The organism is Fretibacter rubidus, from assembly GCF_041429785.1.
Classification (GTDB): Bacteria; Pseudomonadota; Alphaproteobacteria; order Caulobacterales; family Maricaulaceae; genus Fretibacter; species Fretibacter rubidus.
The window spans coordinates 858,812-878,293 of the sequence record NZ_CP163423.1; the positions used below are offsets into that span (position 1 = coordinate 858,812).

At 52.8% G+C, this 19,482-nt stretch carries 25 protein-coding genes; 17 read left to right on the plus strand and 8 right to left on the minus strand.

Annotated features, from left to right (window positions below; genetic code table 11):
- The first annotated feature begins 52 nt into the window (after positions 1–52).
- The gene (gene glyA, locus AB6B37_RS04015; protein WP_371397617.1) at positions 53–1,357 is read left to right on the plus strand and encodes a serine hydroxymethyltransferase; all 1,305 of its coding nucleotides are present in this window, start codon (positions 53–55) and stop codon (positions 1,355–1,357) included.
- A 36-nt stretch (positions 1,358–1,393) separates the two neighbouring features.
- Here glyA and AB6B37_RS04020 read toward each other — a convergent pair whose 3' ends face one another.
- Entirely contained in the window at positions 1,394–1,912 is a 519-nt protein-coding gene (locus tag AB6B37_RS04020) for a CBS domain-containing protein (protein ID WP_371397618.1), read from the minus strand.
- Between the two features lie 64 nt (positions 1,913–1,976).
- On the minus strand, positions 1,977–2,423 hold the full coding sequence (locus AB6B37_RS04025) for a PaaI family thioesterase (protein WP_371397619.1): 447 nt from the start codon (positions 2,421–2,423) through the stop codon (positions 1,977–1,979).
- A gap of 67 nt (positions 2,424–2,490) precedes the next feature.
- Between AB6B37_RS04025 and nrdR the strand changes: the two genes are divergently transcribed.
- The 9 genes from nrdR (at position 2,491) to AB6B37_RS04070 (ending at position 8,503) form a co-directional block, all read left to right on the plus strand.
- Positions 2,491–2,982 carry a transcriptional regulator NrdR gene (gene nrdR, locus AB6B37_RS04030; protein WP_371397620.1) on the plus strand — a complete coding sequence of 164 codons (492 nt, stop codon included), beginning with the start codon at positions 2,491–2,493 and terminating at the stop codon, positions 2,980–2,982.
- A gap of 1 nt (position 2,983) precedes the next feature.
- Positions 2,984–3,652: a RibD family protein gene (locus AB6B37_RS04035; RefSeq protein WP_371397621.1), complete on the plus strand. Its 669-nt coding sequence runs from the start codon at positions 2,984–2,986 to the stop codon at positions 3,650–3,652.
- Positions 3,653–3,674: 22 nt separating this feature from the next.
- Positions 3,675–4,346 (plus strand): riboflavin synthase, encoded by a 672-nt coding sequence (locus AB6B37_RS04040; protein ID WP_371397622.1) that lies wholly within the window; start codon positions 3,675–3,677, stop codon positions 4,344–4,346.
- 10 nt (positions 4,347–4,356) lie between these two features.
- Entirely contained in the window at positions 4,357–5,499 is a 1,143-nt protein-coding gene (gene ribB, locus AB6B37_RS04045; RefSeq protein WP_371397623.1) for a 3,4-dihydroxy-2-butanone-4-phosphate synthase, read from the plus strand.
- Positions 5,499–5,945, plus strand: coding sequence for a 6,7-dimethyl-8-ribityllumazine synthase (locus tag AB6B37_RS04050; protein ID WP_371397624.1), 447 nt, complete (start codon positions 5,499–5,501; stop codon positions 5,943–5,945). The genes ribB and AB6B37_RS04050 overlap by 1 nt, the downstream gene beginning before the upstream one ends.
- On the plus strand, positions 5,942–6,466 hold the full coding sequence (gene nusB / locus AB6B37_RS04055) for a transcription antitermination factor NusB (RefSeq protein ID WP_371397625.1): 525 nt from the start codon (positions 5,942–5,944) through the stop codon (positions 6,464–6,466). Before AB6B37_RS04050 ends, nusB begins: the two co-directional genes overlap by 4 nt.
- Before the next feature lie 26 nt (positions 6,467–6,492).
- Positions 6,493–7,491 carry a thiamine-phosphate kinase gene (gene thiL / locus AB6B37_RS04060; protein WP_371397626.1) on the plus strand — a complete coding sequence of 333 codons (999 nt, stop codon included), beginning with the start codon at positions 6,493–6,495 and terminating at the stop codon, positions 7,489–7,491.
- A 135-nt stretch (positions 7,492–7,626) separates the two neighbouring features.
- Positions 7,627–8,151, plus strand: a complete 525-nt coding sequence (locus AB6B37_RS04065) for an RNA polymerase sigma factor (RefSeq protein ID WP_371398406.1) — start codon at positions 7,627–7,629, stop codon at positions 8,149–8,151.
- The gene (locus tag AB6B37_RS04070) at positions 8,132–8,503 is read left to right on the plus strand and encodes a DUF6768 family protein (RefSeq protein WP_371397627.1); all 372 of its coding nucleotides are present in this window, start codon (positions 8,132–8,134) and stop codon (positions 8,501–8,503) included. The genes AB6B37_RS04065 and AB6B37_RS04070 overlap by 20 nt, the downstream gene beginning before the upstream one ends.
- 95 nt (positions 8,504–8,598) lie before the next feature.
- On the opposite strand, the gene AB6B37_RS04075 is transcribed toward AB6B37_RS04070, so the two are convergent.
- Positions 8,599–9,141, minus strand: coding sequence for an outer membrane protein assembly factor BamE (locus AB6B37_RS04075; protein WP_371397628.1), 543 nt, complete (start codon positions 9,139–9,141; stop codon positions 8,599–8,601).
- Between the two features lie 94 nt (positions 9,142–9,235).
- Between AB6B37_RS04075 and AB6B37_RS04080 the strand changes: the two genes are divergently transcribed.
- The 5 genes from AB6B37_RS04080 to AB6B37_RS04100 all read left to right on the plus strand — a co-directional run bounded on the left by AB6B37_RS04080 (position 9,236) and on the right by AB6B37_RS04100 (position 13,260).
- On the plus strand, positions 9,236–9,802 hold the full coding sequence (locus AB6B37_RS04080) for a ubiquinol-cytochrome C chaperone family protein (protein ID WP_371397629.1): 567 nt from the start codon (positions 9,236–9,238) through the stop codon (positions 9,800–9,802).
- Positions 9,803–9,893: 91 nt separating this feature from the next.
- Positions 9,894–10,946, plus strand: coding sequence for a phosphate acyltransferase PlsX (gene plsX / locus AB6B37_RS04085; protein ID WP_371397630.1), 1,053 nt, complete (start codon positions 9,894–9,896; stop codon positions 10,944–10,946).
- The gene (locus tag AB6B37_RS04090; protein ID WP_371397631.1) at positions 10,946–11,953 is read left to right on the plus strand and encodes a beta-ketoacyl-ACP synthase III; all 1,008 of its coding nucleotides are present in this window, start codon (positions 10,946–10,948) and stop codon (positions 11,951–11,953) included. The genes plsX and AB6B37_RS04090 overlap by 1 nt, the downstream gene beginning before the upstream one ends.
- A gap of 149 nt (positions 11,954–12,102) precedes the next feature.
- Positions 12,103–12,408 (plus strand): integration host factor subunit alpha, encoded by a 306-nt coding sequence (gene ihfA, locus AB6B37_RS04095; protein ID WP_371397632.1) that lies wholly within the window; start codon positions 12,103–12,105, stop codon positions 12,406–12,408.
- Between the two features lie 66 nt (positions 12,409–12,474).
- Positions 12,475–13,260 carry a MerR family transcriptional regulator gene (locus tag AB6B37_RS04100; RefSeq protein ID WP_371397633.1) on the plus strand — a complete coding sequence of 262 codons (786 nt, stop codon included), beginning with the start codon at positions 12,475–12,477 and terminating at the stop codon, positions 13,258–13,260.
- Positions 13,261–13,374: 114 nt separating this feature from the next.
- Here the strand turns inward: AB6B37_RS04100 and AB6B37_RS04105 are convergent, their stop codons facing one another.
- On the minus strand, positions 13,375–14,694 hold the full coding sequence (locus tag AB6B37_RS04105) for a TrkH family potassium uptake protein (RefSeq protein WP_371397634.1): 1,320 nt from the start codon (positions 14,692–14,694) through the stop codon (positions 13,375–13,377).
- A 6-nt stretch (positions 14,695–14,700) separates the two neighbouring features.
- A complete protein-coding gene (locus AB6B37_RS04110) occupies positions 14,701–15,363 on the minus strand; it encodes a TrkA family potassium uptake protein (RefSeq protein ID WP_371397635.1) in 663 nt (220 codons plus the stop codon).
- Between the two features lie 199 nt (positions 15,364–15,562).
- Between AB6B37_RS04110 and AB6B37_RS04115 the strand changes: the two genes are divergently transcribed.
- Together AB6B37_RS04115 and AB6B37_RS04120 are read left to right on the plus strand one after the other, a co-directional pair.
- Positions 15,563–16,333, plus strand: coding sequence for a hypothetical protein (locus AB6B37_RS04115; RefSeq protein ID WP_371397636.1), 771 nt, complete (start codon positions 15,563–15,565; stop codon positions 16,331–16,333).
- 193 nt (positions 16,334–16,526) lie between these two features.
- Complete coding sequence (locus tag AB6B37_RS04120; protein ID WP_371397637.1) at positions 16,527–16,832, plus strand: GIY-YIG nuclease family protein; 306 nt, start codon at positions 16,527–16,529, stop codon at positions 16,830–16,832.
- Here AB6B37_RS04120 and AB6B37_RS04125 read toward each other — a convergent pair.
- The 3 genes from AB6B37_RS04125 to AB6B37_RS04135 are packed head-to-tail and all read right to left on the minus strand — an operon-like array spanning position 16,829 to position 19,481.
- Positions 16,829–17,224, minus strand: coding sequence for a GtrA family protein (locus AB6B37_RS04125; protein WP_371397638.1), 396 nt, complete (start codon positions 17,222–17,224; stop codon positions 16,829–16,831). The genes AB6B37_RS04120 and AB6B37_RS04125 overlap by 4 nt on opposite strands.
- Positions 17,221–18,528, minus strand: a complete 1,308-nt coding sequence (locus AB6B37_RS04130; RefSeq protein ID WP_371397639.1) for an NAD(P)/FAD-dependent oxidoreductase — start codon at positions 18,526–18,528, stop codon at positions 17,221–17,223. Before AB6B37_RS04130 ends, AB6B37_RS04125 begins: the two co-directional genes overlap by 4 nt.
- A 2-nt stretch (positions 18,529–18,530) precedes the next feature.
- A complete protein-coding gene (locus tag AB6B37_RS04135) occupies positions 18,531–19,481 on the minus strand; it encodes an NAD-dependent epimerase/dehydratase family protein (protein ID WP_371397640.1) in 951 nt (316 codons plus the stop codon).
- Between the last annotated feature and the right edge of the window lies 1 nt (position 19,482).

Genomic DNA, 19,482 nt, shown 5'->3' on the forward strand with positions numbered 1-19,482 from the left:
GCGAGTCAGCTATACGGGCGTTATGTAGGGGCACGAAATTTTGGAGACCATCATGAGCGCAGCAGAGCAGGGCACAGCCCATTTGGATAATTACTTCACCCAGAGCTTAAAAGACCGCGACCCCGCGCTTTACGCTTCCATGGCTGATGAATTTGACCGCCAGCAGCACGAAATTGAATTAATCGCGTCAGAGAATATTGTCTCCAAAGCGGTATTAGAAGCCCAGGGCTCTGTGCTGACCAATAAATATGCCGAAGGTTATCCCGGCAAGCGATATTACGGGGGCTGCCAACACGTTGATGTCGCTGAGCAGCTAGCCATAGACCGCGCGTGCGAATTATTTGGATGCGGCTTTGCCAATGTGCAGCCTAATTCAGGCTCCCAAGCCAACCAAGGTGTCTTCCTCGCGCTCCTCCAGCCCGGTGATACAATCTTGGGCATGGACCTTGCCTCTGGCGGTCACCTGACCCACGGCGCGCCGCCTAACATGTCGGGCAAGTGGTTTAACGGCATTGCTTATGGTGTTCACAAAGACACGCACCTTATTGATTATGACCAAGTCGAAGCTTTGGCGGTGGAGCATCAACCCAAGCTGATTATTTGCGGCGGCTCTGCCTATTCGCGCCAGATCGATTTTGCGCGTTTTCGCGCCATTGCTGATAAGGTCGGGGCTTACCTCCATGTTGATATGGCGCATTTCGCTGGCCTTGTTGCGGGCGGCACGCATCCGTCACCGTTCCCACACGCCCATGTCGCAACGACGACAACGCATAAAACCCTACGCGGGCCACGCGGCGGTATGATCCTGACCAATGATGAAAAACTGGCGAAGAAATTTAATTCTGCAATTTTCCCAGGCCTGCAAGGCGGGCCGTTGATGCATGTCATCGCGGGCAAAGCCGTTGCCTTTGGCGACGCGCTAAAGCCAGAGTTTAAAGCCTATTCCCAACGGGTGATTGACAATTGCAAAGCCATGGCTGGCGCGCTGGTCGAGGCGGGTTATGCCGTCATCACCGGCGGCACAGATACGCATTTGGCGCTGATTGACCTCTCGCCCAAAGGGGTGAAGGGTAACGCCGCAGAGAAAGCTTTGGGTCGTGCCTATATTACGTGCAATAAAAACGGTATTCCGTTCGATACAGAAAAATTCACCGTGACATCGGGTATCCGCGTCGGCTCCCCTGCGGGCACAACGCGCGGCTTTGGCCCCGCAGAGTTCCGCCTCATTGGGCAGTTAATGGCCGAAGTGCTAGATGCGCTCGCTGAAAACCCCAAAGGCAATCCCGAGGTCGAAGAAAGCGTTAAGCAGCGCGTCAAAGCCCTAACCGCGCGTTTTCCAATTTACGAGGACGCGTAGGCTCTGAGATTGAAAAGTTTTGAGAGGTCTAAATTGCTAGCGCGTCACGGCGAAGATAACCAATAGCGAGACAATGGCGTAAACCGTGATACCGGCGATGATAAGCGATTGTTGCGAGTTCTTGCCCACGGTTGATTTCGCAAGGGTTGAAACCTGTGTCAGCAGTTGCGGCCACGTGTAGGATACAAAGTCGCCTTGGCTCATAACAGATACGAGGCGTTCATCTGCGTCCACAATCGGCAAGCGGCGGAAGCGCTCATTTGACATAATCCGTAGCCAATCGGTCAGGTCGTCGTCTTCTTTGGCGACACGTAATTCTGTGGACATCACGTCTTTAACGTGAGTTTTGCTCGGGTCTAATTCGGGCGCCATGACACGTTTGAAAATATCACGCTCTGTCATGACCCCTAAAACGCGGCGCTCATCATCAATAACAATAATAGAGCCGTAATTCTTCTCAGCCATAGATTTTACGGCGGCGAGGACAGTCGTATCAGCCGTGCAGGTGAGGGGTGCGGGCTTATTACCATATTCTGGACGGTTCTTGATTTTCATGATTTTCCCTCTTTTATTGCCGTTATGTAATGACTACGCACCGCAGAGGGCTTTAGTTTAGGGCTTAACTTTTCGGCATGGCGTAAGTCACTGTCGCGCGGCTGGCGAGCTTTGGATTGCCTTTCATGGTCATCTCGACACTGATGACGGCGAGCGTCCGTCCCATTTTGATCGTTTTGGCATCGACGACCATGATATTTTCCTTGCCGCTATCCGCCTTTGGGGCGCGCAGAAAGTCAATATTTAGATTGGTTGTCAGCGCCATAGCCGTGACCCCGTGATGAGTGAAAATAGTGGCATAGGCCGCGTGGTCGGCAACGGCCATTTGCGTGGGGCCGGACACTGTGCCGCCTGGCCGCAACATGGCTTTGGTAATCGCCAATTCCATAATCACGCGACCCTCTGATGCGTGAGTGATGGCGGGCAACATGGTTTTATCGCCACCCTCAAACGCCGTTAGGAAAAAGGCGTTCATATCATCAGCAGATATTTTTGACGGCGTAATCGGCATAGGTGTTCCTTTTCAAGGCTCACTCTAACCCATTGGCGCATATAATTAAACATGCTAAAGCGCGCTCATGCGTTGCCCATTTTGCAGTAGTGAAGACACACAAGTCAAAGACAGCCGTCAGGCCGAGGACGGCAATGCCGTGCGCCGCCGCCGCTTGTGCGGCTCATGCGGAGGGCGGTTTACGACATTTGAGCGGGTGCAATTACGCGAATTAACCGTGGTGAAAAAATCAGGTCGCCGTGCGCCGTTTGAGCGCGACAAGCTCGCGCGCTCTGTGTTGATTGCTTTGCAAAAACGCCCTGTGGACCCTGAAAAAATTGAGCAAATGATAAGCGGTGTCGTGCGGCAGCTAGAAAGCGCCGGCAATAGCGATATCACATCTGATGATATTGGGGCGCTGGTCATGGAAGGGCTGTCCGGGCTCGATAGTGTGGGCTATGTGCGTTACGCCTCTGTCTATAAAGATTTCCGCGCGACAGAAGATTTTGCAGCCTTTATCGTCGAGGAAAACTTGACCGAGGACGACCCCCAAAAGCCTAATTCTGATAAAGATAGCTAGCTTGCCACGTCCCCAAATCACATTAAAACTGGCAACATCGCTGGACGGCAAGATTGCGCTGGCCAATGGTCAGTCCGAGTGGATAACGGGCGAGGCATCGCGCGCACAGGGGCGCAAGCTGCGCGCTCGTCATGACGGTATCGCTGTTGGGGCCAATACGGCCGTGCTGGATAATCCGCAACTGACGACACGGATTGCTGGGGAACCCGACCCGCAACGCATCATATTTGATAGCCGTCTGCGCTTACCGGTGGAAAGTAATCTGGTCAAAACAGCCGCGCAAATCCCGACGCTGATTTTATATGACGGCACCATGAATGTAGAAGGCTATAGCCTCGCCAACACTGATGTGACGTTACTGCCAATTAAAAAAGATGCGCGCGGGCTGGACGTGGTGGACGCTATGGCTGTGCTGCATGGGCGCGGGATAAAGCGTCTGTTGGTTGAAGGCGGCGGAACTTTAGCTGCGAGCTTTATAGCGGCTGGGTTTATCGACGTGATTGAATGGTTTCGCGCGCCGATTATTTTGGGCGGTGACGGGCGCAACGGCATTGGCCCGTTGCGGCTAGAGACGTTGGATTTGGCGCGGCGTTATGACCGTGTTGAACTGCGGGAGCTGGGCGACGATATATATGAGCGTTACCAGCGTTTAGACGGCTCCAGCGCATAGACGTTAAAAGAATAGAGATTTTATGTTCACAGGCATTATCACAGATATTGGCGAGATTATTAAAACGACGCGCCTGAAAGCGGGCGAGAGCCAGACAGAGTGGGGTGGTGACCTGCGCCTTGATGTGCGCACGACCTATGACCCAGACGGTATCGATATTGGCGCGTCTATATCCCATTCGGGTGCCTGTATGACTGTCATTGAAAAAGGCTCTTTAAAAGACGGCGGGGGGTGGTTCGCGGTCGAAGTCTCTGATGAGAGCTTGTCCAAGACGACCATGGGCGATTGGGGTGTGGGGACACGCATTAATCTGGAACGCGCGTTGACGGGGAAAGACGAAATGGGCGGTCATATGGTGACGGGCCATGTCGATGGTGTTGGGACGCTTATTGGGCTTACCGAAATTGCGGGCTCGCATAAGCTGACCTTCCTGGCACCCGCTGATATGGCGTTTGGCATTGCGCCTAAGGGGTCGATTACAATTGACGGCGTATCGCTGACGGTCAACGATGTGCGGCCCCAAAAATCGGGCGAAGCGGAGTTTGATATCAACATCATCCCCCATACATGGACAGTGACGACACTGGGAAAACTTAGCCTTGGTAGCAAAGTAAATCTGGAAATTGACCTCATCGCACGCTATGTCGCCCGTTACTTAGCGCATCAAATGACGATGCAGCCAACAAAGCCCTAGAAAGCTAGCTATGACTGACCTGAACGAAGCCACATTCCAAGATGTCTATAATCTGGCCACGCCAGAGGAAATCATAGAGGACGCCCGCAATGGCCGTATGTATATTCTGGTCGACGCGGAAGATCGCGAAAACGAAGGCGACCTGATTATACCCGCGCAATTTGCGACGCCTGACGCGATTAACTTCATGGCCAAATTTGGCCGCGGTTTGATTTGCTTGGCCTTAGAAAGCGCGCGCGCAGAATTGCTGGGTCTTCGCAATATGTCAGCGGATAATCGCTCGCGGTTCGAGACGGCCTTTACGCAGTCCATTGAGGCGCGCGAAGGCGTCACCACAGGGATTAGTGCTGCAGACCGGAGCCACACGATCCAGACCGCGATTGATACCGATAGCCGCGAAGACGACATCGTCTCGCCCGGTCACATGTTTCCCATCATTGCCAAGGACGGCGGCGTTTTGGTGCGCACAGGTCATACCGAAGCCTCCGTTGATATTTCACGTCTTGCGGGGCTGAACCCGTCTGCGGTGATTTGCGAAATTATGAATGATGACGGCACCATGGCGCGACTGGATGATTTGGTGAAATTTGCACAATTCCACGGCCTAAAGATTGGCACAATTGAAAGCCTTGTCGCCTACCGCATGGAACGCGATCATTTCGTCCGTCATATCGCGACATCTGATTTCACCTCGCAAAATGGTGATCAGTTTAAAATCCACGTTTACCGCAATTTCCTGGACGGCAAAGAACATGTGGCCCTGTCCAAAGGCGAGGCAAAAGAGGGCGCAGAGAGCCTCGTGCGTGTGCATAAAATCGACTTTGCAGGTGATATCCTCTCAGAGGAAAGCCCGCGTTCAGGCCTGATTTGGGACGCGATGAAACAACTGGCCGCTCATGACGGTCACTCGGTTCTCGTGCTTATCCGCGAAGGCTCTATCGACACATTGCTGGAACGCCTCGGCGCGCATAAATCCCAAATCGACCGTAAGGAACAATTAGTGCGTGAATACGGCGTTGGCGCGCAAATCCTTGTCCACCAGGGCGTAAAAACCATGCGCTTGATTACCAATACGATGCCAAAGCTTATCGGGCTGGAAGCCTATGACTTATCCGTTGCGGGCATCACGCCCTTGATAAAAGGAGCCAAATAATGGCCCATAAGATACTCGTGATTGAAGCCCGCTATTATGAGGGCATCTCGGACGCGCTACTTGATGGTGCGCTGGCCGCGCTGCATAAATCCGGCGCGGAAGTGACCAAAGTCACAGTGCCCGGCGCGCTGGAAATCCCCCATGTCATTAGTTACGCCCACGCGGCTCAAAAAGGGGCTGCCAAAGCTGGCTTTGACGGCTATGTCGCGCTGGGCTGTGTGATACGCGGGGAAACAACCCATTATGATTATGTCTGCGAAGAGAGCGCGCGCGCGCTGATGGACCTCGCTGTCGATCATCAACTTGCCATTGGTAACGGAATCATCACGGTTGAAAACGAAGACCAAGCTTGGGCGCGGGCGAAATCTGATAAAAAAGACAAAGGCGGCTTTGCGGCGAATGCGGTTCTCAAGATGATTAAAATCCGTAACGAGCTTGGCGCATGACCGACGACCCCATTTTGCCAGACGGTGTTGAGGATATAACAGACATCCAACCAACCCGCCTGACCATGCCCCAACGCCGCCGTGCCGCGCGTCTGGCGGCTGTGCAAGCGCTCTATCAAATGGACCTCGCGGGCACGCAGGATAAGACCGTCATAAATGAATTTCGCAATCATTATTTTGGTCACGCGGACGAAACAGACCGTGTCGAAGGGGACGAAGATTTCTTTGAGGATTTGGTCAAAGGTGTTGTCGCCAAACAAGACGATGTCGACGCGGCAATCTCCGCCCATCTATCTGAAAAGTGGAAGCTGAAACGCCTCGATATGACGCTGCGGGCCATTATGCGCGCGGCAAGCTTTGAAATCATTCAGCGCCCCGATGTGCCCGCGCTGGTCGTGATTGACGAATATGTCTCTATCGCGGCGGACTTTTTTGAAGGCGGCGGCGAGATGAATTTCGTCAATGCATCCCTTGATAAGCTCGCGAAATCCGTACGCAGTGCTGAATTTGGCCTGATATAGCCTGCGCAATATGCTAGGGTCTTAGCATGAGCGAATTTGATTTCATCAAAACCTATCTCGCGCCACTTGCGGGGCCAGAAGGCTTAGGGCTTTTGGATGATGCTGCGCTTTTGTACCCGCCAGCCGGCCATGATTTGGTTCTGACCAAAGACACAATGGTCGAGGGCGTACATTTTCCTTCACCTGCGCAAAAAATGGGGGGTGCGCGCGGGGCCGATACGGCAGAACGCCTCATCCGCACAAATCTCTCTGACTTAGCCGCAAAGGGGGCAACGCCGCTAGGCTATCTACTCTCGCTTGCCTTTCCGCGCGATATGGACGCGGCCTACCGCGCCGCCTTTGCCAAGGGGCTAGACGTCGCGCAACAAAGCTTCCCGCCGCTCAAACTCTTTGGCGGCGATACGGTGGTCACGGACGGCCCGATGGTGGTCTCTGCTACGCTGATTGGCACAGTGCCGACAGGTGGAATGGTCACGCGTAGCGGCGCCAAGACGGGCGATGATATCTGGCTTAGCGGCTATATTGGCGACAGCGCCATGGGGCTAAAACATGTGCTCTCGCAAAAAATAGAACCCGCCCCGACGGGTGCCGATATCTGGCATTGGGAAGAGGCCTATTTGCGACCCGAACCGCGCCTTGATTTACGAGGTATTTTACGCAGCCACGCTACTGCTTGCGCTGATGTATCCGACGGTCTGCTCGCGGATTGCGGTCACATTGCGCGCGCCAGCGGGCAGGGGCTCTCGCTTAACTTTGGTCATATCTCCCTATCAGAAGCCACCCACCGCTGGGTCTATAAACAGGCCGATGTTGTGGCCGCTAAACTCGCACTTCTATCGGCGGGCGATGATTATGAACTGGTCTTCACGGCACCCAAAACGTCCCGCGCCGCCCTCCAAGCCAGCCACACCAAAGCCAAGCCGCTCACCCGCATCGGCCACGTAACCGACGGGCAGGGGGTCACCCTGCGCAATGCAGGCGGCGACGCGATGGATTTTGGGGCGGGCGGATACGCGCATTTTTAGCGGTAAGTGATGTCTTACCCTGAACCTTTTCTCATTGCCGCCCGACTATAGTGTAGAACACACAAAACGGAGGGGCGGGCTATCGCGCGTTTACCGACATCAGAGCTGGAACGGGCGCTGGATGATTTACAGATCATCAATGCGCAGGCGGGTGACCGGGCCGCTTTTGCAGGGCTTTACCGCCGGTGGGAGCCGCGCTTTATGCGTCTTGCCTTGCGGTTAACAGGCAATCGTGATGACGCGCAAGACGTGATGCAAGACGCCGCAATAAGCCTGTCGAAATCCATAGGGCGGCTTGATGATCCTCGGCGGTTTTCCTCCTTTTGCTACGCCATTATCCGCCGCCGCGCCGTGGATAAAATCAGACGCAATATTAAAACGCGGGCTGCACGTGATACTATGGCCGGGGTGCCGCCACCCGCAGAGCCTGACACAGAGAGTGCACTCGCTATGCGGCAAGCGCTCGGCAAACTAGGTGAAACGGAACGGCTGATGCTAAGCTTGTTTTATATCGACGGCTATACGGGGGCAGAGCTTGCCGCCGCGCTCGGTGTGCCCATTGGTACGGTAAAATCACGGCTGTTTACCGCCCGCGCTCATTTGAAACACATATATCTTAATCTTGAAACTGGAGACAATTATGACATCCAAAAAACCTGACTTTGACGTGGCCCTGGGCGATATGCTCGCCGAGGACGACCTTGATTATATTGACGGTCAACTCGATACGACTAATTATTTCAAAGAAGCCTTTGGCAGTTTGGGTGGTCCCGGAAAAGCCCTTTACCGTTTGACATGGGGGGGGATAATGATTTTTTCAGCGGGTCTCATTTTCTGTATCTGGAAGATGTTCGGCGCGGATAATCTACGCGATCAAATCCTCTTTGCGACCTTTGCTGTCATGCTCAATTCCGCGCAAATTGCGCTGAAGCTCTGGTATAATATGCGCCTAAACCGCCAAGCCATGATGCGCGAAATTAAGCGCCTACATTTGGCCGTCGCACGGGGGTAATTCAAACCTCAATAAAAGAAAAATATGGCGGGCCAAAAGAAAAACCCGGCGGGAACGTGTCCGGCCGGGCTTTTCGAGGTGGCTTAACTGACGGATTATCGACCGCCGGCTGGGCCGCCTCCCCCCCCTGGGATGTCTTGCTGTCCGCCGCCGAGGCGGTCGGTTGGCAATCGGCCGACAGAGCCGAAGACTTGTTCCAGCACGGATAATTCGCGTCCGCGCGTGGGTGTTTTGCGATCAGAATAATTGACGTAGCGCCCATCTTCAATGCCGTATTCGGCCACTTTTTGGACTTGGCCGTCTTCATTAAAGGAAATGGCGGTAATGGTGCGTTCTTCGACAATGGGCCGTAGATAAGCAAAGCGCTGTCGCACACTGTTCATATAATACCATGTGTCGGTCGCGATATCTTCGTCAAAGGTGCCTTTAATGGACGGATTGCCGAGGCGGGCAATCACGCTGGCTTTGGTATCGACATTGGGTTCAACCGCTTGGGGTTTTTCCTCTGTCGCGACATAGCCGTGGGTGCGTAAAATAGGGTTGCAGGCGGATAAGCTCAGCCCAATTGCGGTGAGCGCCAAGACCTTGAGGCTATGCGTCGTTAGCGGTTTTAATATCATGCGCGTCATACTCGCCATTAGGGGGTCTTTGTCTTGCCTTGCGGCTGATAAATCCCTACCTAAACCCGAGACGTTGTGCAAGTGACTGTCTGTAATTTAATGGAACACAAATATGGCTGGATTTCTAAAAAAGCTCTTTGGCGGCGGTAATAATGCGGCCAAAACAGACGCAGAGCGTATCTACCGTACATTAATGGGGGCGGCGCGTAATCCAGCGTTTTACGGGGCGGATAAGGCACTTGATAATTACGACGGGCGTATTGATGTGCTGACCCTTCACCTATCCGTTGTGTTGCACGCGCTAAATGATCACGCCGAGCAAGGCAAGCGCCTTTCGCAAGCGATTTACGAGATTATGCGCGATGATTTTGATGTGGCGCTGCGCGAAGAAGGGTTATCTGACACTGGCGTGATGAAACGCATTAAGCCGATGATTCGCCTGTTTTACACGCGTATCAAAGCTTACACTGACGCTTTTATTGCGGGTGAACGTAAAGCGGCGCTAGAGGCGGCTCTGCGCAGCGGATTGCTTGTAGATCAAGGGGCTGATTTTGCACCTGCGCTGGCAGATTATACGCTCGCGTTTCGGGATAATTTGAACGGCAAATCACTGGGTGATATTGCGCTGGCGTCTTTTGATATACCGCCTCTACCTACACAGGCGCCGAGCGCCGCTTAACGCAGTTTCATAAATCATGATTAGGCATGACGGCTTGGCTGCGCTATAGCTGCGACACATTATACGGCTAATCATAAGAATAGGGAGCGCTATGCTGGACGGCTTGATCATATCAATCGATGCAATGGGCGGGGACGATGCGCCCGATGTTGTGATCAAGGGGCTGGAGTATTTCCTTAAAACGACGGGCAAACAACGCAAAGCGCGGTTCTTGTTGCATGGTGATCAGGCGGCGATCAACACGCTGCTGGCTAAAGCGCCGCTGACCAAGGCGCGGTCCGAGATTCGCCATAGCGATAGCTCTATTGAAATGGACGCCAAACCTTCCCAAGCCCTGCGCCGGGGGAAGGGCTCGTCCATGTGGAATGCCATTCAATCCGTGAAATCCGGCGAGGCAGAGATTGTCGTCTCGGCGGGCAATACGGGCGCGTTGATGGCCATGTCGATGATGATATTAAAGCGCAAACAGGGCGTGCAGCGTCCCGCGCTTGCCGCCAGCTGGCCGAATGAAGGCGGCACATCGGTCGTGCTAGATGTGGGCGCGAATGTGGATGCGGACGCTGGGCAATTAACCGAATTTGCCGTATTGGGCGAAGCCTTTTACCGCGCGCTTTATAAAACAGACCGCCCGCGCGTGAGCCTGCTAAACGTCGGGACCGAAGATCAAAAGGGCAATGCCGTTATTAAAGCCGCCCATGAGCGACTATCCGAGAGCCAATTGGGCCTAAATTATATCGGCTATGTCGAAGGGTCTGACATATCGCTCGGCGGGGCAGAGGTGATAGTGACCGACGGCTTTACAGGCAATATCGCGCTGAAAACAGCCGAAGGCACAGCCAAGTTGGTCGGGCGTTATATGAAAGACGCGCTGCAAGGCTCATGGTGGTCAAAGTTTACGGCGTTCCTGAATATGCGGGCTTTGCTCGCTTTGAAAAAACGGATCGACCCCAGCGGTTTTAACGGTGCTGTGTTCTTGGGGTTAAACGGCGTGGTGATTAAATCCCACGGCGGTACGGATGCCAAGGGCTATGCCAATGCCGTCAATATCGCCATTGGTCTGGCCGAGAGTGATTTTTTACAGACAATTGACGTGACCCTCGAAGCGCTGCACGATGAAGATGATAACATCGGATTTATAAAATAATGTCTTCTGCGCCTAAGCCTCACGCTGCTAACCCTGTGAAACGCTCTGTCATTTGTGGTATTGGGCATTACTTGCCAGATAACATTGTCACCAATGACGAGCTTTCCAAGCGGGTCGATACAACGGATGAATGGATCCGTGAACGCACGGGTATTCGTCAGCGTCATATTGCGCGCGACGGTCAAACGACATCAGACCTTGCAACACGCGCGGCAGAGGCTGCCTTGAACGATGCGGGCTTAACCGCCCAAGACATTGACCTGATTGTCGTTGCCACCACCACGCCTGATTATACCTTTCCCGCGACAGCCACGATTGTGCAAGAGCGTCTGGGCATCCATCACGGTGCCGCCTTTGATGTGCAGGCCGTGTGCAGCGGTTTTATCTACGGCCTTAAAGTGACCGATTCGCTCCTGCGGACTGGCGGGGCGACGCGGGCCTTGGTGATTGGGGCCGAGACGTTTTCTCGGCTGCTTGATTGGACAGACCGCACGACCTGCGTATTGTTTGGAGACGGGGCCGGGGCCGTGGTGATGGAATGCCAAGACGGCGAGGGCAGTAATGATGACCGCGGTATCTTAAATGCGATCATACGCTCTGATGGGCGGCACCGCGAAATGCTTTATGTGGACGGTGGGCCGTCCCTGACGGGGACAGTGGGTCATGTGCGCATGCTCGGCAACCAAGTCTTTCGTCATGCCGTCACCGATATTGCCGCGATTATGAAAGAATGCGCCGATAATTGTGACATTCCGATCAATGATATCGATTGGTTTGTCCCGCACCAAGCCAATCAACGGATTTTAGACGGTGTTGCCAAGCGCCTAAAGATTGACCCGACCCGCGTCATTTCCAAAGTCGGCGACCATGCCAACACATCAGCGGCGTCTGTACCGCTGGCGATGCAGGCTGCGATTGCAGATGGGCGTATAAAACGCGGCGACCTTGTCATGTTAGAAGCTTTTGGCGGCGGCTTTACCTGGGGCGCGACGCTTTTGCGGCTTTAGCCCCGATTTTCCTTAAATTTGGGCGAAATTTAACACAGCCTCTACCAATCCTACTGTTTTTTAAGCCTTTTTACTGATTTCGCTGGATTCTTTCGCTTAACCTTGCTTTAAGGTTTTCAATGTTGTGGGGGCGTGAGGGAGAGGCACAGATGAGCACGAACACGGTTACACGCGCAGATTTGGCGGAAGCTGTTTACCGTGAGATTGGCTTGTCCCGCTCCGAGAGCGCAGAGCTCGTTGAATCCGTGATTGATCATATTTCAGACGCGCTACTACGCGGGGAAAGCGTAAAGCTGGCCGGATTTGGCACATTTTCACTCCGTGATAAAAAAGAACGCATGGGCCGTAACCCGAAAACGGGCGAAGCTGTGCCGATAACATCGCGCCGCGTGCTATCTTTCAAACCCTCACAAGTGATGCGAGAGCGTGTCGATTCGGCGCTTTCCAATAAATAGGGTAAACTGCTGATTCGAGGGGGCTGATGCGTCGTTTGTTGACGGGAACAGCCATTGGGACGAGATATGCAGTCGAAAACGACACGAGCTTTTAGAACCATAAGCGAAGCCGGCGAAGAGCTGGACTTGCAGCCCCATGTCTTGCGCTTTTGGGAATCCAAATTCCCGCAAATTAAGCCGATGAAACGCGGTGGTGGGCGGCGTTTTTACCGTCCTGAAGATATTGAATTTCTGCGCGGGATTAAAATCCTGCTGCATGATGAAAAACACCCGATTAAAGATGTGCAAAAGCTTATCCGTGTCAAAGGCGCCGCCCGTGTTTTGGAATTGGGCCGCTCTGTAGAGCGCGCCGCCAAACCCAAAGCGGTAGAGGACACCGTCCTTGTGCCAGAGCGGATTGTCAAAGCCGAAGACACGGCCCCCAAACCAGCGCCCGCTGCGCCCGTGGTTGAAACCCCGCCTGTTGTTGAGACTCCGCCTGCTGTTGACACCCCACCTACAGTTGAGACAATGCCAGCGCCCGCCGCCAATAACGACACAATCCTGCGCCCCATTGGTACGCCGAGCCCCGTCTCGCCGCCCCAAGTCTCGCCGCCCCCAGTCTCACCGCCCCCTGTCGCAACGCACCAACCACCCGTCCTCGATTTGGTCGAACCCATCACAGAGGATGATGAGCCAGATTATCACGCGGGTATGTTGGACGACACAGCGCGCGATACGTCAACGCCGCCAGCTCCGCCAACGCCCGCGCCAAGCGGCCTATCGGAGGACGACCGCGAAGAGCTGGAAACCGCCCTAGAGCGCCTCATGAAACTCCGCGGGCAATGGGATAGCTTTCAAAAAGACGGCTAGGGGTATTGGGAGGTTAAATCCTCATAGCGGACATTAACTGAGCGACTTAATTTACCAAGAATGGCCCATTTTCGAGACACCATTTGAGTTGGGTGCATTTCCATTGTTTTGACACTAACCAAGGTAAATAGAGCCTTCGGGATATTGTATTCTCGGTGTTGTTTTCGATGCGAGGAAGAACCCAAGGGTCAAAGGGCCAAGCCTCCCTAAGAACATTATCAAGCAAATGATTGCTCTACCAAAGTCATTGAGCTCGCCGGTCGCGCCTTGGCTCAATCCAACTGTTCCGAAGGCAGAGGTGACTTCAAATGCCGCCATTAAAAAGTCTATTTCATGCGTTGCAACGATCAAGAATAAACCCGCTAAAATAACGAAAAGACTTATTGTCAACAGCGCCATCACTTTCAAGCCTTGCTGTAATCCCACGCTGTATCCGAATGCTCTCATTTTTCCGGAATTGCGGAAAAATGCTATCGTCGCGAGTAGGAGCACCACAGCGGTAGTGACCTTAATGCCACCGGCCGTAGATGTGCTGCCGCCGCCGATGACCATCAGAACCATCGTCATAAGTGTTGTGCTATCCTTCATGGCCGCCGTATTCATTGAGTTAAAACCAGCCGTTCGAGGGGTGACGGCCTCGAACCATATTGCGTTCACTCTCTCCCCTGAAGTTGCCAAACCAGCCAGTGTTTCAGGGTTGTTCCATTCCAACACTCCATACCCAAAGCAGGAGATAAGGATTAGGCTGAGTGTTCCGACTAACATTAAACGCGTGTGCAGAGAGAACTTCTGCCATTTTCCATAGACTAAAATATCAGACAGTACCGCGAAGCCCAGACCAGCCACAATAAATTGCACGGAAATCGTAAATATTATGAGTGGATTATCGACATAGCCCATGAGGCTGTCAGAGAATAATGAAAAGCCTGCATTATTGAAAGCGGAGATGGAATGAAAGGCAGCCTGCCATAGACCTTCACCCCAACCGAAGTCAGGCACGAAAACGAGTGCCATGATGGCCATGCCTATCACCTCACAAACCAACACAACTTTGAACACAACCCAAACGATGTCGAGTAATCCCCCCAGAGAGGACAGGCCCATCTCTTCCCTAAGAAATTGGCGCTGCCCCAGACCAATTTGCATGCCTAGGGATGAGAGAACTAGGACTGCAAACGTCATAAGGCCCATGCCCCCAAGCTGTATCAACAGCATGAGGACACCTTGCCCGAATGTGGTGAATGCCGTTCCGGTGTCGACGACGACCAAGCCGGTCACCGTGACAGCTGAGGTGGCCGTAAAGAATGCATCTGACCAAGTGATGCTGTCAGTGGATGCGATAGGTAACATCAACAATAAGGCGCCAACCGTAATCCAACTTAAATATAGCAGTGCCAGCAAAGCGGGGGCTGGCAAATCCAGAAAGCGTCTCATGGCAGACTAGTTCGCGTCGGAGAATTTGCGCAACTGACTCCGCGTGCCGAATAAAATGATCTTATCATTTTCTTTCAAAGCATCTTTAAATTCAGCTGGACTAGAAAACACGCAATCAGTGTAAACGCCCATACACGAAATATTGTGAGACTTCTCGAATTTAAATTCCTTCAATAACTTACCGGCCAAAGAAGAATGGACCTCCATCATAACGACGTATTGTCCGTCGCCAAGTGACATGAAGTCATCGACATAAGGGTTATGGATAATCTGAGCGATATGCGTACCGAAGCGCTGCTCGGGAAGAACAACGTGGTGGACACCTATTGCTTTCAAGATTTTTCGCTGCGTTTCGGTCTGCGCTTTAACCCAAACCTGCTTGCATCCCAATTCCATCACATTCATGGCGGTGAGAATGCTCGCCTCAGTATTTTCACCAATGGACACTAAGACGGCATCATAAGTCTCAAGTGCGCATTGCGAGAGAGCTTTGTCATCAGTTGCATCAACCTGAATAGATGATTTTATCTCATCGCATATCATACTCACACGCGCAGGGTTGTCGTCAATACCCAGAACATTGTCCCCCATGCGGGTTAATTCTCTAGCGACAGAGACACCAAAGGTGCCGAGGCCAATGATAGCTACATTTCTGGATTTGTTGGCCATGTATTAAGTTTCTAAACGTTGTCTGAACGCAGTGTTACTACATCAATTAGCCTAGCTCATGTAGGTTCCTCAGTCTATTTATTGTTTTACGAAGTTTTCTAACTCGGAGGTCCGGCTTGCCCCCTTAGCTGACATCCGTCAGCATCCCCAAATCGCGCCATAGCTGCCGCTGCTAGTGTTTGAGATTACAGACTCGCTTATGTCCGTAAAGCCCAAATCTCCCATTCCCCCAAACCACCCAATTCACAAATTATCTTCCCCTGCTGATATCCTCATGCATCCTTATTGGGTGGAATTTTATGATGATACCCTTGGCCAGTTACGGCTTTTATTTGAGATCCTGACGGCGCGTCTGGCTTTGCTGGCGGCTGACAGTCACAAAAATCATTGCCAGATCACAAAGCTGATCCGCACAATAGGGCGGGTTGTGCGGATGATTATCGATACGCATGTTTGGCTCTATCAGCGCGATATGAAAGCGCGCATGTTGTCTGATCCCGACTGGCGGGCGCGCGTGATCGCGCAGCTGGGCGGGTTTAGCGCGATACAGCGCTGGCGGGAGCGGTGGACGGCATGGCACGGCAAGGGTATTGGCGCAGACAGGCGCGGGCCGCATAATCGCCAAAACGCCGCTGACACAGCTGCGCCGCGGTCATCCGCTCATGCCGAAATACCTCACTCTGGGACATCTCATGCTGGGAAACTTAAGACAGGCCCAAAACAATTTTGCCTCGCGCCCATGCCGCAGGGTTTTTATACGCGCCTGTCTAGGCCCCGTGATGAGGCCCCGCATCGCCCATATCAGTCACCGCCCATGCGGTCGCCTTTTGCAAAACTTATCCCCCTGACGGCGGATGAAATTATACCGCGCCGCTCACATACGCCGCACAGGCGTCGTGACAGACAGGGAGAGTCTGCGCCGCGCCGCGATGATCACACAGCGCCGCCGCCGCGACCCTATCCGCCTTAAGACTTTTACATTTTTGATTGAGCCACCCTGCGTGACACGCGCGGGGGTATAGCCGCTTGGCATTTTCGCTATTTACCCCTCATTAACCCCTGTAAATCACCTGACAGGACGAAAGTGTATCAATATGGTGCATTTGTGGATGAAAATATCATATGTTCACTTTTTGTTCACAAATATATACCAAGGTTGCTTTATGAAACATCATTATCTTTATATCCTCTCTGGCCCGTCACACGGTCCTATCTATATCGGCACCACGCGCAATTTGGCACAGCGATTGACGCAGCACCGTATTGGGCGCTCAAAAATTGATGCCTTTCGCATTGACCGTCTGGTGTATATTGAACGCTACCCGACGATAGAGGCCGCTACCGAGCGCGCCAAAGCGTTACGCGGGGCTTCGCGGGAATGGGTTGACGCGTTGATTACGCGTAAAAATCCAGACTGGCGTGATTTGGGCGATGCGGCTTTGCAAGTCGTGCAAAAGAAAGCCGCCTAAGGTTTAGGCCTAAACGAGATATATTTATGCCCAAAGTAACTCGTTACGGCTGGGCTGGCGACGCCGATAATATGCGCGACGAGCGCGGGGTAATAGTCAAACCCAAACGTCGGAAACACCCAGCGCGCGAGCAATACACTCACCGCCCAGACCTGTATCAGCGCAATGATATTGACCACAATAAAGCCGCCCATTTCGCGGCTCGGCGCTTTGCCAGAGGGGTCAAAAACAAATTGCCGCGCCAAAATATAGGCGGTTCCCATACCGATAATATAAGCCGTAATAATCGCAACATCATAACTTAGGGCTTGGGAGAGTCCCGCGCGCGCCGCAATGTTCACAATCGCTGCGATACCCGACGTCACAAGGAATTTGAAAAACTGTGATTTCATGATTTTTTGTTGATGACGGATTTGGCCATCATCCGTCCAAAGCCGATGCTTTCCGATATGCCTCGGTCCTCTGGATAATAATAACAGGTGTCCGCGATTTGCAGGCCCTCTATCTCTGTTTGAACGGGGGGTAACATGTCTTTGAAATTGGGATAGCAGATGGGTTGCGCATGTTTCAGGCGGCTGACTTGGGTCGCCAGAATGTCATCCTTTGTCATATCGGGATTAGCCGCCGTAATCGCGGCAAAGGCCTCATCCAGCAGCGCCGCATCAGACCACGCCCAGCGCGGGTTAGTCACGGGCATATAATAGGGGACATAAACGATATGGGCGTCCTCAACAGGGCGCAGATTTGAAAACTCGATAAGACCGGGAACGGCATGGTTGTCGTCAATAATATTGAGCCAGAAGTTTTCAGTTACGGATTTTTTCAACTTAAAAATAAGACAGGCCACGCCGATATTGGGAATGGCGTCATATTGTTCTTTCACCCCCTTGGGCAAGGACGGTATCATGCGAGAGATTAAAGGTGTGGGCACGGTGGAAATGACGTGATCCGCTGTAAACTTACCCAACGGTGTTTTGACATGAAGGCTAGCATTTTGTCGTTCGACCAATGTGACCGGGGCCGATGTTTTCACCATGCCGCCCGTCGCCTCAACCGCTTTGACCAGCGCGCTGACCAACGTTTCCGTCCCGCCCTCCAGATAGCCTAATTCTTCTTGCATCAAGGACCGCCGCGACAGGCCGATGCGGCGGATCCGCGTGCCAATCCAGGTGGCGCTTATATCCTTAGTATGCTCGTAAAATTTAAGCTCAAACAAGCGCGCCCACAATTTGTCATAGCCCGATTTGCCGAGCGTATTTTGCAGCCACTGCGGCGCGGTCAACGGCTCGACGGCATCCCAATTTTTGCGCTTAGTCGCCCAAAACGCCATGAGCGCATAACGGAATTTTTCAATCAGGGTCAAATGCGGAAAAGAAAGAAGCGCCAACGGATTGCCCCATTTATAAGACTGGCCGTGATAGTAATATCCCATCTTTGTCGCGCGCCATTGCAGGCGGTCAAAAATGCCGAGCTCTTTGAAAAGGGCAAAGCTGTCATAATCAGTTTTGCAGATGAAATGGTAATACCGTTCCAGCGACAGCCCGTCGAAATCAAAATGCGCCGCCATGCCGCCCGGCACATCGCCCGCTTCTAGGACTAAAACGGATAGACCAGATTTGGACGCTTCATAGGCGCTCGCAAGGCCCATGGCCCCAGCGCCAATCACGATAAGATCAAAATGTGTATTCGCGCTCACGGTTAAAAATCCAAGGTAATACCCGCGTAGCGCGGATCGGTATAAGCCTCTCTCGCGGCGGCTTCAAACGGGGTTGGGGTGACAGTAAACCGTGTTGGCCAATCGGTCACGGGGAACTCTTCGGGGATGATAAGGGCTTTTAATTGTGCCGTGGTGAAAGGCGGATTTTTCATGACTTTGGCCGCTAACCACAGTAGCGCATAAAACAGGCTATAGGGTATTTTGATAACCCATGTCCGGAGTCCGCAGACACGTTTTATGGTTTTAATAAGGTCGATATAGCTGTGTTTGTCTTGGCCTGAAATATCGAAAATCTCACCCTTGGGCTGGCTTTGCATACAGGCGATAATCACTTCGCAAAAATCCCCAGCGTATAGGGGTTGGCGAATATATTTGCCGTTTCCCGGAATAGGAAAGACAGGCGTCTTGGTCATAAACCGCCGCAACCATCCCAGATGTTTTCTGTCAAACCAGCCAAACATCAGGGTCGGGCGCAGCACACAATGCGGCAGGCTGGAATTGACTACAATCCTCTCCTGTTCTGTCTTAGACCGCGTGTAAAAATCATCAGCGCTGGAGTTCACCACCGAAGAGGAAATATGAATAATAAAGGGGGCAGCTTTGGGATTAACAGCGGCCAGAATATTCTGTGTCGCGGTGATATTATTGCGTTCGAAATCTGTATAATCCAGGCCCCCAATTTGGGCTTGATTGAGCACAACGATATCGGCGTCTTTCAGCATATTTGCCCACGATCCCGGTTCCGCCAAGTCGGCGTCCATCGTTTTGACCCAAGGTTGGGTCTCGCGCAGGATTGATAGGTTCTTGGTATGTTTATCGATGCCGTGAATATTGGAATAGCCCGCCGCATGCAGACGCAAAGATAGGTTCTGCCCGACAAGGCCAGCAATCCCCGTGATGACAATTTTACTGTCTTTGCGAAGCGCGGCCATG